Below are 12,261 nucleotides of genomic sequence, written 5' to 3'. Positions count from 1 at the left end.
AATTTGAGAAGCCCTTATGAAAATTCAAATCACCCTGCTCAGCCTTGCGCTCTGCGCCGGCAGCGCTTATGCCAAAGACATCAGCGCTAAAAGCAGCGCAGCGGAACAAGTCGGCTACAGCTTCGGCTATTTAATGGGCCGCAGCAATGCAGACGCCATGAAAGATATGGATGTAGACGCTTTTATTGAAGGCTTGAAAGCCGCTTCTCAAGGCAAAGACGCAGCGCTCAGCGATGAGGAAATGGCCCGCGTGCTGACCCAGTATAAAAAGCAGGCTGAGGCGAAGCAGCTGATTGAGCTGAAGCGCAAAGCGGCGCAGAATGCAAAAGCCGGCGGCGCATTCCTCGCGGAAAATGCCAAAAAGGCCGGAGTGAAAACCACAGCATCCGGCCTGCAGTATCAGGTGCTGCAGCAGGGCAAAGGCAAAACGCCGAAGGCCAATTCAACCGTGAAAGTCGACTATGAAGGGCGCCTGATTGACGGCACCGTGTTTGACAGCTCGATTGCGCGCAATCAGCCCGCCAGCTTTCAGGTCAGCCAAGTGATTCAGGGCTGGAGCGAAGGCCTGCAGCTGATGCAGGAAGGCGCAAAATACCGCTTCTTTATTCCCGCCAATTTAGCTTATGGGCAAATCGGTTCAGGCGATGTTATTGAGCCGAACAGCACGCTGATTTTTGATGTAGAGCTGCTTGAAGTGGCACCGAAATAAATCATTGCAATTTTTGCGGCGGCAGCGCAGCCATGCGCTGCAGGCTTTTATCTGCAGCGGCTGTTCATGCCTTTGCTGCCCTTTTGCCATTTCCGCACCGGCTGCATCAAATGCAGCCATTAGGTAAAGTTTCATAAATAAAATCATCTTATTATGCTTTAATCATGCTATTCCAAAATAACAGAGGCTGACCTATGGCGCTGACAATAAAAACCCGTGAAATTGAATACACCGCCGCCGACGGCGCAAAGCTGATCGGCTATTTCGCCGCGCCGGAAAGCAGTGCGCCGGTTCCCGGCGTGATTGTGGCGCCGGAATGGTGGGGCCGCAATGAATATACCGAGCAGCGCGCGCGCGAACTGGCGCAGCATGGCTATGCAGCCTTGGCGATTGACATGTATGGCGCCAAGAAAGTCACGGAACAGGCCAGCGAAGCTTCGGACTGGATGATGCAGACTTTTGCTGACCCGGAAACAATTGTGACCCGCGCGTCTGCAGGATTAAGCGCATTAGCGCAGCAGCCTGAAGCAAATCCGGCTAAACTGGCAGCAATCGGCTTCTGCTACGGCGGCAAAGTCGTGCTGGATTTAGCCCGCTCCGGCGCAGATCTGCAGGCGGTTGCGACTTTCCATGCAGCTTTGGCGCCGAAAGCGCCGGCGCAGGAAGGCACGGTCAAGGCGGAAATTTTAGTCATGCACGGCGCACTGGACAGCATGGTGACGCTGGATGATGTAGCGGCTTTCCGCGCAGAAATGCAGGCCGCCAAAGTCAGGCACGAAGTGCTGATTTTTGCCGATGCCAAGCACGGCTTCAGCAATCCTGCAGCGGACGAGCGCGCCAAGGCCAACGGCGTTGATTTAGGCTATAACGCCACCGCTGAACAGCAGGGCCTGGAAGCCATGTATGCGCTGCTGGCGCGCCAGCTTGGCGCCTGACTCAACCTCATGCCTGGCTGGCGGAAATAAATTCAATAACTTTGGAGGAGAAAACGATGACTGACAACAACTGCCCATACTGCAATTATGATGAATATGAAGTGATTGCAAAAAATGATTTTGGCGTCGTGCTGCCGGAACCGAAAAGCCTATCCAAAGGGCATTGCATCATTATTCCTTTGCGCCATGTCAGCTCTTTTTTTGACGTGACCGACAAGGAGCGCAAAAGCCTGCTGTCTTTGCTGGAACAGGCGCGCAATGAATTAAACATGCTGCACCATCCGGCAGGCTTTCATATCGGCTTCAATGACGGCGCGGTATTTGGCCAAGCGGATGAGCATCTGCATATCCATATTATCCCGCGCTATGAAAATCAGGCCCTGCAGCTGGACGCGCGCTGGGGCTTCAGCGGCTGATCCCCGCCGGCGCAGCAGGGTTCCCCGCGGAGCCCTGCTGCGCTTTGCTTTAGCCCTTCCCTTCAGGCCGCCAGCCTGCGCGGCCGCATTCCAAATGCTTTATCCGGATGAGCGTTTTTCCGGATTATTCCGCCCCGGCGGAAATTTCACTCAATAATTCCATGTATACTGAAGCAGTTTTCCTGCGTGCTGTCCTGCTTTATGTTTGTATTTTCTGATGCCCTGCTGGCCTGGTTTGACGTGCACGGCCGCCATGACTTGCCGTGGCAGACCGCGGATGACCCTTACAGAGTCTGGGTCTCTGAAATCATGCTGCAGCAGACCCAAGTCAAAACTGTGCTGCAGTATTTTGAGCGCTTCATGCAGCGCTTTCCGGCAGTGCAGGATCTGGGCCAGGCCAGCTGGGATGATGTCGCCCCCTATTGGGCCGGGCTGGGCTATTACGCCCGCGCGCGCAATCTGCACAAGGCTGCCGGCATTGTGGCCCGCCAGGGGGAATTCCCAAATACATTGGACGGCTGGATTGCGCTGCCCGGCATTGGCCGCTCCACTGCAGGCGCGCTGATGTCGCTGGGCCTGCGCCAGTACGGCGTGATTATGGACGGCAATGTCAAGCGGGTGCTGGCGCGGTTTTCCGCCATTGAAGATGACCTGTCCAAACCGCAGGCTGAGCGCGCCATGTGGGCTTTGGCAGAACAGCTGTGCCCGGAAAGCCGCAATCATGACTATACCCAAGCCATTATGGACTTAGGCGCCACCGTCTGCACGCCGAAAAAGCCGCTGTGCCTGTACTGCCCGATGCAGCAACGCTGCCAAGCCCATCAGCAAGGCAGGGAAACCGAATTGCCGTTTAAAAAGCCGAAAAAAGCCGTGCCGGTGAAAGACGGCCAAGTGCTGCTGCTGTGTTCAGGCGGTGAATGGCTCTGGCAGCAGCGCCCGGACAGCGGCTTATGGGGCGGCCTATGGAGCCTGCCGGTTTTTGAACAGGCGCAGGAACTTCAGCAGGCTGCGCAGGGCTTTGGCTTGAAGCCGGTGGCGGCGCGCGCGCGCATTTCGCACAGCTTTACCCATTTCACCTGGCAGCTGGAAGCCTTGGCCTTCCATGCGCCGGAAGATCAGAAAGAGCATCTGGCCATAGAGCTGAACGGGCAATGGCTCAGCCCGGAAAGCGCCACGGCCTTGGGCATTCCGGCTGCCATGAAAAAATTGATCTCTGCAGTGAATCTGTGACATAGTCAGGGCAAGCCCAATGAGGCGCTGACAATAACTACAGAAAGGAAAAATTCCGTGCCGCGCCTTACCGCTGCTGCCATTCTCGGACTGCATATTTTACTGCTCGCCGCCTGCACCTCGGCGCCCAAGCGCCCTGCTTCCGGCGGCCTGCCGCCCGCTCAGCTGCAGAAGCTGAAAAGCATGCGCCTGCCCGGCAGCCTGCCGCTGCCGGTCGGCAATGCCCAGCGCCAGGCGCTGCAGGACACCTGGGGCGCATCGCGCAGCCAGGGCCGCGCGCATGAGGGCATCGACATCCTGGCTCCACGTGGAACCAAAGTCTACAGCGCGACCGATGGCCTGATTGCCGACCTGCGCAGCAATAATCTGGGCGGCAAAGTGGTCTGGATCATCGGCCCGGCCGGATCATGGCATTATTATGCGCATCTGGACGGGCATAAGCGCGGGCTGAATGTCGGCGACAGCATTAAAAAAGGCGACCTCATCGGCTATGTCGGCAACAGCGGCAACGCGCGCCATACCGCGCCGCATCTGCATTACGGCATTTATCTGGACGGCAAAGGGCGCGGCGCAGTCAACCCATTTCCCTATTTACGCTAATTATCAGGAATTATGCATGTCAGAAGCATTGATCAACCGCCTAGTCGAATTTGCAGAATCAGGCAATCAGCAGAAAATCGTCTTAGCCGGGCAAAGCCATCAGGGCTGGATTATGGAAATTACCGAAGAAGCCCTGCTGATCAGCACCGGCTATGCCGACAAATCCGGCAAGGATGTCTGGATTCAGTTTGCAGACCTGGATCAGGCGTCTTTATTTTACTGGGACAATAAGCATGACCAATGGGCTGCATTCCAGCTTTAAATTCAGGGAGAGTGCTTATGACGCTGCAGCGCTGCGGCTGGTGTTCCAATGACCCGCTTTATATGCAATACCATGACCACGAATGGGGACGGCCGGTATATGAGGAGCAGCATCTATTTGAAATGCTGTGCCTGGAAGGCCAGCAGGCGGACCTGTCCTGGATTACCGTGCTGAAAAAGCGCGAAGCTTACCGGCAGCACTTTTTCCGGCACAGCATTGCCGATATCGCCGCCATGAGCGACAGCATTTTAGAAAGCAAGCTGCAGGACGCCGGCCTGATCCGCCATATCGGCAAGCTGAAAGCCATCCGCGACAATGCCGCCGCCTGGGAGCGGATGAAGCGGGAAAATACCGATCCTGCGCAGTGGCTCTGGTCATTTACCCGGCAGCAGAGCCTGAACAATGATGTGCCGGACTATAAAGCGGCCCCGGCGCAGACAGAGGAAAGCCTGCTGATGTCGAAAGCCTTAAAGAAGCTGGGCTTCAAATTCGTTGGCCCGACCACCTGCTATGCCTTTATGCAGGCGGTGGGCATGGTCAATGACCACGAAAATCACTGCAGCTTTAAATCCCCCTTGAATGCCGAATAAGCCAGGAGCCCCGCTATGTCCAGCAATCTTATCCGCGCTTACGCCGCCATGCAGGCCGGCGCAGCGCTGCAGCCTTATCAGTTTGACGCCGGCGAACTGCTGCCGCATCAGATTGAAGTCAAAGTCGAATACTGCGGACTGTGCCATTCCGACCTTTCCGTCATCCAGAATGACTGGCAGTCTTCGGTCTACCCTGCGGTCGCGGGCCATGAAATCATTGGCACCGTCACACGGCTGGGCGCTGAAGCCAAAGGCTTAAAGCTGGGGCAGCGCGTCGGCATCGGCTGGACGGCGGAAAGCTGCCAGCATTGCGCGCCGTGCATTTCAGGCCGGCAAGTGCAATGCAGCGGCGGCAAAACTGCAACCATTGTCAATCACGCCGGCGGTTTTGCCGATAAAGTCCGCGCCGGCTGGCAATGGGCCATTCCCCTGCCGGACGGCTTAGACCCGGAATCTGCCGGCCCGCTGCTGTGCGGCGGCATTACCGTGTTTGACCCGCTTCTGGCGCATAATATTCAGGCGGTGCATCATGTCGGCGTGATCGGCATCGGCGGCCTGGGCCATATCGCCCTTAAGCTGCTGAAAGCCTGGGGCTGCGAAATCACCGCCTTCAGCTCCAGTCCGGATAAAACTGCTGAGCTGAAGGCGATGGGCGCTGACCATGTAGTGGACAGCCGCGACGCGTCTGCCCTGAAAGCGCAGCGCGGCAAGTTTGACCTGATTCTGAGCACGGTGAATGTCACGCTGAACTGGAGCGCCTATTTAGCCGCGCTGGCGCCAAACGGCGCCGTGCATATGCTGGGCATGGCTTTGGAGCCGATGCAGATTCCCGCCGGCATGCTGATCAGCGGGGCAAAATCGGTGACGGGTTCATCAACAGGCTCACCGGCGGCATTGCGCCAGCTGCTGCAGTTTGCAGCCCGCAAAAATATCGCGCCGCAAATTGAGCTGTATCCGATGTCGCAGATCAACGCGGCCATTGCCCGCCTGCATTCCGGCCAGGCGCGCTACCGGATTGTGCTGCAGGCGGATTTTTAAGCCGCCTGCCCATCCTGCAGGGCCTGTCTGACCCAGTCCGCCAGCAGCAGAATCGCCGCCTGAATTTCAGCCGACAGCTCATGGCCGGCGTTCAGGCGGATGCAGTTGTTGTAGCGCCGGTCTTCGCCGAACAGCAGCCCCGGCACAATATTGATGCCCTGCTCCAGCGCATAGCAGTACAGCGCCATGCTGTCGATCTGCGCAGGAAACTGCAGCCATAAAACATAGCTGCCTTGCGGCTGATTCAGGCGCAGGCCGGCGCCATGAAAGGCCTGAATGATGAACTGGCGGTACTGCTGCGCCTGCTGCATCAGCTTCGGGCGCAGCAGCGCCAAATGCTGGCGGTAAGCGCGGCTGTAAATCAAGTCCGCCAGCCCCAGCTGCAGCGGGGTATTGACGGAAACATTCTGCGTAATCAGCCGGGCATGCAGATGCTGCAGGCGCTGCGGCATGCAGAACCAGCCGACGCGGTAAGCCGAAGACAGCGATTTCGACACCGAGCCGCAGTAAATGACATAGCCGGCATGGTCCCAGTACTGAATCGGCAATGGCCTTGCGGCTGTGAAGCTGCATTCGGCATAGATGTCATCTTCAATCACATGGCATTGATACTGGGCTGCCAGCCGGGCGATTTTTTCCTTGTCCGCATTGCTCAGGCAGAAGCCCAAAGGATTCTGAAAATTCGCCGTGAGCAGGCAGGCTTTTGCGCCTGAATGCCGCATCGCCTGCTCCAGCCGCGCCAAGTCAAATCCCCCTGTATTGGCTGGAATCTCGATGATTTTGCGCTTTAACAGGGCCAGCAGCTGCAGCTGGCCATTATAGTTGGGGGTCGGCACAATAATGCTGTCGCCCTCTGCCGTCAGGCTTTGGATCACCACCGAAAGCGCCGGCATGCAGCCGTTGCTGATGTAGACCTGCTCCGGCGCGATGTGAAAGCCGTCCTCGGCCCAGTGCGCGGACAGGGCTTCCCTGAGCTGGGCATGCCCCTGCCGGTCGCTGTAGAGGAAATCTTCAGGCCTGCTGTGCTTTAAAGCGCGCTGAATGGAACGGCGCAAAGCCTCCGCCGGCACTAAATTCGGCGAAAGCTGTATGGAGCCTAAATGAATCAGCTGGCTGTTGATGGCCGCGGCCTGAATCTGAATCTGCAGCTCCAGATTCGAAACATCGCGCGCATTGGCCTGAAAATCCGGGTGATCCGGCACAGCAATGGGCTGATTCTGCGCCTGAGCCTGCGCAAAGTAGCCTAATTTTGCTTTTGCATAAATCAGGCCCTGCGCTTCCAGCCATTCATAGCAGCTTTTTGCGGTATTCAGGCTGATCCGCTGCTGCTGCGCAAACTGGCGCAGCGAACTGAGGCGCTGCCCCGCGCTGATTTCGCCGCGGTAAATTTTCTGCGCAATCTGCTGCGCCAGAAGCTGATACTGAAACGCCGCCATCTTGCTGTACCCATTTTTTAATATTTGCTGTATCTGTACCCGTTAAATTAACAGATTTAAGCTGGCTGTACAGTTTTTCAGTACAGGACAGCGCCTTTCATGCAAAAAATAACAGCAGCTTCAAATGCTTTGATCATCTGCTTAGGCTTGGCGGCCTGCCAGCCTGAAGCCGGAAATGCGCAGGCAAAGCAGCGGAATTTTGTCTGCAAGGCGCTGATTGAGGGCTTTTTAACAGCGCAGCAGCTGCAGCAGTATGAGCTGGATCAGATTCAGCCGGCGCAGCAGGGCGCTGCCAGCCGCGGGCTGTATATCTATAAAGCCCGGCTAGACCATAGCGTAAACGTGATGCCGCAGCAGCAGAAGCTGCATTTTGCCTGCCAGCAGACATCAGCCCGGAAATTTCAAATTCAGCTGTCCGGCCCGCAGCAGCAAAATGCGCGGCCACTGCTCAGCGTGGAATTGCCGGAACCAGCGCAGCTGAAAGCGCTGACGGCCTTCAGCCTGAACCCGCGCTAGCGGCGCTGTGCAGCGCCTTATTTCAAAATTTCTGGCAATGCCGGCTGCGCATTGCCCTTGGCCAGTTCCGCCTTCATTTTCTGCAGCATCTGATAGGGCTGCTGCTGCACGAACATATTCACCACCGGCAGCGGAATAGCGCCTTCGGGATTGGCATAGCCGTAGGTGGAAACTTTGACCTTCTGCGGGCCTAATTTCTGAAAAGTCCAGTCGCCTTCATACTGGCTGAGGCGCACATAAGTGCTGTCCGGCTGGGCATTTTTCTTCACGGCCTTATTCTGAATGCTGACAATGCCCTGCGCGTCCTTGCGCATCGTGCCCTGCACAATCAAATCGCGGTCCTGCAGCGGAAAGGGGAAATCCAGCACCATATACAGCTGGAATTCGCCCTTTTTATCATCTCTGGACAGCAGCTTGACGCTGCCCAGATAAGGCACCCAGTCCGCCGCATGCTCGACATTCAGAATTAATGCCACCGCCTGCTCAATCGGCACATTCAGCGTGGTTTCCGCCTTGTACATGAAAACCGGATTCTGGCTGTCCTGAAAAGTCCAGACCTTGATATTGTTTTTATTAATGCTGAGCGTGGCAGGCGCTGCAGGCTTGGCCAGCGCTGCGGCGCTTAAGGCCACGGCGCAGGCCAGCAGTAGGATTTTTTTCATTGCATTCTTCGTCTTATTTTAGTTTTGCATTGTTATTTTAAAGCAGTTTGAAGCCGGCTTCAGGCTTGAATATCATTGAAGCCCAGAACGTCCTTCATGTCGTATTTGCGCGCTTCGCGGCCCACCACCCAGGCGGCTGCCCGCACTGCGCCGGACGCAAAGTTCATGCGGTTGGTGGCTTTGTGGGTAATTTCAACGCGCTCGCCTTCGCCAATGAACATTACAGTATGCTCGCCGACAATATCGCCGCCGCGGATGGTTTGAAAGCCGATGCTTTGGCGCTCGCGCGGGCCGGTGTGGCCTTCACGGCAGTATACGGCGTCCTGCTTCAGATCGCGGCCAAGCGTTTCCGCAATCGCCTCGCCCATCATCAATGCCGTGCCGGACGGCGCATCGACTTTATGGCGGTGGTGCGCTTCAATCACTTCAATATCCACTGTGTCGCCAAACACTTTGGACGCCAGCTCCAGCAGCTTAATCGAAACATTGACGCCGACAGAATAGTTGGCGGCGTAAACTACCGGAGTGTGCTGCGCGGTTTCATCCAGATGGGCTTTCTGCTCATCGTTCATGCCCGTGGTGCCGATCACAATCGCCACGCCAGCCTGGCGGCAAAGCGCAAGGTGCTGCGCGGTAGCAGCCGGCGCGGTAAAGTCAATCACCACATCGCAGTCCTGCAGGACGTCTTCCAGGCTGCCGGAAACTTTTACGCCCAATGCGCCAATGCCCGCCAGCTCGCCGGCATCTGCGCCCACCAGGCTGCTTTCCGGACGCCCAACCGCCGCCGCCAGCTGATAGCCCGCCTGCTGCACCGCCTGAATTAAGATGCGCCCCATCCGGCCGCCTGCGCCCAATACGCCAATACGCGGGTTTGCTGACATAACATTTTCCTGATGCTGATTCGAAATTGCTCTTACTATAGCAAAACTCCTGAGCTTGGCTAAGTTCAGCGCAAAAAAATCCTGAAAATTATCACCGCCCTATACGGGCCTCAGCGGATGCAGCCGGCCTAGCGGGCAATTGCCGGATTTTTAAATGCTGCGCTGCATTTCGATGTATCATAAGCCGGTTTTTTCCACGATGATCAGGCATGAAGAACCTACTGTTTGCCGGCGCTGCCCTATGCATATTTTTAGCTTGGCTGCTGCCCATCCACTACCGCCCATGGGCCACCTATACCGGCGAACTGTACGCTTTTTTTGCCTTGTTTGCCCTGGCCGCTGCATTTCTGAAGCAGCCGCTGCAGCTGCCGAAAATTGCGCTGCCGCTGTTCGGCTTGGCGCTTGTTCCGCTGATTCAGTTCGCTTTTGGCCAGGTGTATTATTTCAGCATTGCGCTGCTGGGCTTTCTGTATGTCTTCGGCTTTGGGCTGGCCGTGGCGATAGGCTTCAGCCTGTGCCGGGATTCAGGCCAAAGGGAAAAAACCTTCGCCTATTTAAGCTACACCTTTCTGGCTGGCGGGGTCTGCACAGGCCTGATCGCCATCTGCCAGTGGCTGAATCTGGACAGCCAGCTGACCGCCATCATGATGGATATTCACGGCAATGCCCGGCCCTTCGCCAACTTTGCCCAGCCCAACAACATGGGCACCTTCCTGCTGATGGCGCTGATGGCCTGCCTGTATCTGCATGAAACCAGGCGCCTGCCGGCCAAGTGGCTGATTCTGGCGGCGGCCCCGATTTTAATCGGCGCGGCGCTGAGCCAGTCGCGCACTTCCTGGGTGGCCTGCCTGTGCATCATGGCCTACCTGTCCTATCAGCAGTGCCGGCATGTCATCCGCCTGCCTTGGCGCTATAACCTGCTCTGGCTGTCCGCCTTTGCAGCCTTGATTTTCTTCCTGCCGCACATCAGCCAGTGGATTGCGCAGGCTTCAGATGTGCAGATTATTGAAAGCCGCGAACTGGCAGAGCGCGCCGGCGGCGATATGTCGCGCCTGGCCATCTGGCAGCAGATGCTGCACGCCATAGCGGCCCAGCCATGGTTCGGCTACGGCTGGTATCAGACCAGCAGCGCCTTTGTCAGCATCAGCGATACCTTTCAGGGCCCGGTCTGGATCCGCAGCGCGCACAATTTCATTCTGGACTTCCTGCTCTGGAACGGCCTGCTGACCGGCCTGCCGTTTCTGGCCTATTTCAGCTATTGGGGCTGGCAGTTGCATAAGCGCGCCAATTCTGCCGAATCCGTAATCGGCCTGCTGATGGCTGGAGTGTTCATCATCCATGCCATGCTGGAATTTCCGCAGAACTATGCCTATTTCCTGCTTCCGGCCGGCTTTATTTTAGGCGCGGTTCAGGCGCAGAAAACCGATACTGCTGTTTTGACCCTGCCTCCGGCGGCCATGCGCCTGATTTTCGCCATGGGCCTGATGCTGCTGGCGGTCATTTACCGCGATTACGCGGTGCTGGTGCCGAAGCTGAATCAGGCTGCGGCCTATGAGAAAACCCCGGAAAAAATCACCCGCAATGAGCGCATTTACCTGCTGAGCGAATTTGACCACCGCATTGATTTCATCCGCATCAACCCCTACAGCAAAATGACGCAGGCGGAGCTGGATGAGATTGAAAAACTGGTGCGCAGCTATCCGACCCAATACCATTTGGTCAAGTATGCCAAAATGCTGGCCTACAATGGCCATGAAGCGGAAGCCCGGCATCAGCTTCAGCGCCTGAAAGCCATTCACAAGAAAGAGCTGAGCTGGAGCGAGCTGATCAAAGAGCAGCCGCAATAAGCTTAAAGATAAAAAAATAGCCTGCAGACTGCAGGCTATTTTTTTTTAGGGCTGGGCCGGCTTAATCAAACAGCCCGAAGAATGATTTTTTCTTCGGCGATGAGCCGCTGCCTTCGCCGTCCATAGTTTCCTGCAGCTCTTTCAGCAGTTCACGCTGGCGCGCCGTTAAATTCACTGGCGTTTCCACCACAATGCGGCACAGCAAATCGCCCTGCATGCTGCTGCGCACCGGCTTCACGCCCTTGCCGCGCAGGCGGAACATTTTGCCGGTTTGCGTGCCTTCAGGGATCTTCAGGCTGACGCGGCCTTCAAGGGTCGGAATTTCAATTTCCTTGCCCAAAGCGGCGTCGGCAATGCTGACCGGAACGTCCATATACAGGTCTGCGCCGTCGCGCTGGAAGATTTCATGCTCGCGCACCACCACTTCCACATACAGGTCGCCGGCCTGGCCGCCGCGGATGGCTTCGCCCTTGCCGCTTAAGCGCACGCGGTCGCCGTTGTCCACCCCGGCTGGAATGGTGACTTCCAGCGTCTGCTGGCGGTCCGACACGCCTGAACCGTGGCATTTTCCGCATGGATTCTTGATGATTTTGCCCTGGCCGCGGCAGGTGCTGCAGGTCTGCTGCACCGAGAAGAAGCCCTGCTGCATGCGTACTTGGCCTGCGCCGTGGCAGGTGCGGCAGGTTTCCACATCATTCGGGTTTTTAGAGCCTTTGCCGTCGCAGGCATCGCATGGCGCCGGCGCGGTAAAGGTGATGGTTTTTTTCACGCCTTTAACCGCTTCTTCCAGCGTCAGCTCCATCACATAGCGCAGGTCTGAGCCTTGGCGCGCGCGCTGCTGGCCGCGGCCGCCGCCGCCGAATGCGCCGCCGAAGATATCGCCAAACTGGCTGAAGATATCTTCCGCGCTGAAACCGCCAAAGCCGCCGCCAGCGCCGCCGCCCATGCCGCCTTCAAAGGCCTGATGGCCCATGCGGTCATACATGCTGCGCTTTTCGCCGTCCGACAGCACTTCATAGGCTTCGGCCGCTTCCTTGAATTTGTCTTCCGCTTCCGGATTGTCCGGATTGCGGTCAGGGTGATACTTCATCGCCAACTTACGGTAGGCTTTTTTAATTTCATCATCACTAGCGGTTTTA

At 57.0% G+C, this 12,261-nt stretch carries 14 protein-coding genes; 10 read left to right on the top strand and 4 right to left on the bottom strand.

What is annotated here, in order from left to right:
- Nucleotides 1–16 precede the first annotated feature (16 nt).
- The 8 genes from RSA72_RS00905 to ahr all read left to right on the top strand — a co-directional run bounded on the left by RSA72_RS00905 (nt 17) and on the right by ahr (nt 5,780).
- On the top strand, nt 17–709 hold the full coding sequence (locus RSA72_RS00905; RefSeq protein WP_332621119.1) for an FKBP-type peptidyl-prolyl cis-trans isomerase: 693 nt from the start codon (nt 17–19) through the stop codon (nt 707–709).
- A 194-nt stretch (nt 710–903) separates the two neighbouring features.
- Entirely contained in the window at nt 904–1,644 is a 741-nt protein-coding gene (locus tag RSA72_RS00900; RefSeq protein ID WP_332621117.1) for a dienelactone hydrolase family protein, read from the top strand.
- Nucleotides 1,645–1,700: 56 nt separating this feature from the next.
- Nucleotides 1,701–2,060, top strand: a complete 360-nt coding sequence (locus RSA72_RS00895) for an HIT family protein (protein ID WP_332621116.1) — start codon at nt 1,701–1,703, stop codon at nt 2,058–2,060.
- Nucleotides 2,061–2,261: 201 nt separating this feature from the next.
- A complete protein-coding gene (gene mutY / locus RSA72_RS00890) occupies nt 2,262–3,290 on the top strand; it encodes an A/G-specific adenine glycosylase (protein ID WP_332621115.1) in 1,029 nt (342 codons plus the stop codon).
- Between the two features lie 57 nt (nt 3,291–3,347).
- On the top strand, nt 3,348–3,890 hold the full coding sequence (locus RSA72_RS00885) for a M23 family metallopeptidase (RefSeq protein ID WP_332621114.1): 543 nt from the start codon (nt 3,348–3,350) through the stop codon (nt 3,888–3,890).
- Nucleotides 3,891–3,906: 16 nt separating this feature from the next.
- Nucleotides 3,907–4,152: a hypothetical protein gene (locus RSA72_RS00880; RefSeq protein ID WP_332621113.1), complete on the top strand. Its 246-nt coding sequence runs from the start codon at nt 3,907–3,909 to the stop codon at nt 4,150–4,152.
- Between the two features lie 17 nt (nt 4,153–4,169).
- Nucleotides 4,170–4,742 carry a DNA-3-methyladenine glycosylase I gene (locus tag RSA72_RS00875; RefSeq protein WP_332621112.1) on the top strand — a complete coding sequence of 191 codons (573 nt, stop codon included), beginning with the start codon at nt 4,170–4,172 and terminating at the stop codon, nt 4,740–4,742.
- A gap of 15 nt (nt 4,743–4,757) precedes the next feature.
- Nucleotides 4,758–5,780: an NADPH-dependent aldehyde reductase Ahr gene (ahr, locus tag RSA72_RS00870; RefSeq protein WP_332621111.1), complete on the top strand. Its 1,023-nt coding sequence runs from the start codon at nt 4,758–4,760 to the stop codon at nt 5,778–5,780.
- Here the strand turns inward: ahr and RSA72_RS00865 are convergent.
- Nucleotides 5,777–7,216: an aminotransferase-like domain-containing protein gene (locus tag RSA72_RS00865; RefSeq protein ID WP_332621110.1), complete on the bottom strand. Its 1,440-nt coding sequence runs from the start codon at nt 7,214–7,216 to the stop codon at nt 5,777–5,779. The two genes, ahr and RSA72_RS00865, sit on opposite strands and share 4 nt — an antisense overlap.
- A gap of 99 nt (nt 7,217–7,315) precedes the next feature.
- Between RSA72_RS00865 and RSA72_RS00860 the strand changes: the two genes are divergently transcribed.
- Nucleotides 7,316–7,732, top strand: coding sequence for a hypothetical protein (locus RSA72_RS00860; protein WP_332621109.1), 417 nt, complete (start codon nt 7,316–7,318; stop codon nt 7,730–7,732).
- Nucleotides 7,733–7,749: 17 nt separating this feature from the next.
- Here the strand turns inward: RSA72_RS00860 and RSA72_RS00855 are convergent, their stop codons facing one another.
- The gene (locus RSA72_RS00855) at nt 7,750–8,394 is read right to left on the bottom strand and encodes an SRPBCC family protein (RefSeq protein WP_332621107.1); all 645 of its coding nucleotides are present in this window, start codon (nt 8,392–8,394) and stop codon (nt 7,750–7,752) included.
- Nucleotides 8,395–8,453: 59 nt separating this feature from the next.
- The gene (gene dapB, locus RSA72_RS00850) at nt 8,454–9,275 is read right to left on the bottom strand and encodes a 4-hydroxy-tetrahydrodipicolinate reductase (RefSeq protein WP_332621106.1); all 822 of its coding nucleotides are present in this window, start codon (nt 9,273–9,275) and stop codon (nt 8,454–8,456) included.
- 209 nt (nt 9,276–9,484) lie between these two features.
- Here dapB and RSA72_RS00845 point away from each other — a divergent pair, with 209 nt between their 5' ends.
- The gene (locus RSA72_RS00845) at nt 9,485–11,122 is read left to right on the top strand and encodes a PglL family O-oligosaccharyltransferase (protein WP_332621105.1); all 1,638 of its coding nucleotides are present in this window, start codon (nt 9,485–9,487) and stop codon (nt 11,120–11,122) included.
- 61 nt (nt 11,123–11,183) lie between these two features.
- Here RSA72_RS00845 and dnaJ read toward each other — a convergent pair.
- Nucleotides 11,184–12,261, bottom strand: a 1,078-nt coding sequence (gene dnaJ / locus RSA72_RS00840; RefSeq protein ID WP_332621104.1) for a molecular chaperone DnaJ, incomplete at its 5' end; no start/stop codon positions are given.

It is taken from the genome of Acinetobacter sp. (genome assembly GCF_036659555.1).
In the GTDB taxonomy this organism is placed as follows: Bacteria; Pseudomonadota; Gammaproteobacteria; order Pseudomonadales; family Moraxellaceae; genus Acinetobacter.
The sequence above is the reverse complement of the archived record's forward strand: the minus strand, read 5'-3'. Positions and strand labels throughout refer to the sequence as shown.

Coding starts and splice junctions, on each gene's coding strand:
- RSA72_RS00905 (WP_332621119.1), top strand. CDS start 17: ATGAAAATTCAAATCACCCTGCTCAGCCTTGCGCTCTGCGCCGGCAGC.
- RSA72_RS00900 (WP_332621117.1), top strand. CDS start 904: ATGGCGCTGACAATAAAAACCCGTGAAATTGAATACACCGCCGCCGAC.
- RSA72_RS00895 (WP_332621116.1), top strand. CDS start 1,701: ATGACTGACAACAACTGCCCATACTGCAATTATGATGAATATGAAGTG.
- mutY (WP_332621115.1), top strand. CDS start 2,262: ATGTTTGTATTTTCTGATGCCCTGCTGGCCTGGTTTGACGTGCACGGC.
- RSA72_RS00880 (WP_332621113.1), top strand. CDS start 3,907: ATGTCAGAAGCATTGATCAACCGCCTAGTCGAATTTGCAGAATCAGGC.
- RSA72_RS00875 (WP_332621112.1), top strand. CDS start 4,170: ATGACGCTGCAGCGCTGCGGCTGGTGTTCCAATGACCCGCTTTATATG.
- ahr (WP_332621111.1), top strand. CDS start 4,758: ATGTCCAGCAATCTTATCCGCGCTTACGCCGCCATGCAGGCCGGCGCA.
- RSA72_RS00865 (WP_332621110.1), bottom strand. CDS start 7,216: ATGGCGGCGTTTCAGTATCAGCTTCTGGCGCAGCAGATTGCGCAGAAA.
- RSA72_RS00860 (WP_332621109.1), top strand. CDS start 7,316: ATGCAAAAAATAACAGCAGCTTCAAATGCTTTGATCATCTGCTTAGGC.
- RSA72_RS00855 (WP_332621107.1), bottom strand. CDS start 8,394: ATGAAAAAAATCCTACTGCTGGCCTGCGCCGTGGCCTTAAGCGCCGCA.
- dapB (WP_332621106.1), bottom strand. CDS start 9,275: ATGTCAGCAAACCCGCGTATTGGCGTATTGGGCGCAGGCGGCCGGATG.
- RSA72_RS00845 (WP_332621105.1), top strand. CDS start 9,485: ATGAAGAACCTACTGTTTGCCGGCGCTGCCCTATGCATATTTTTAGCT.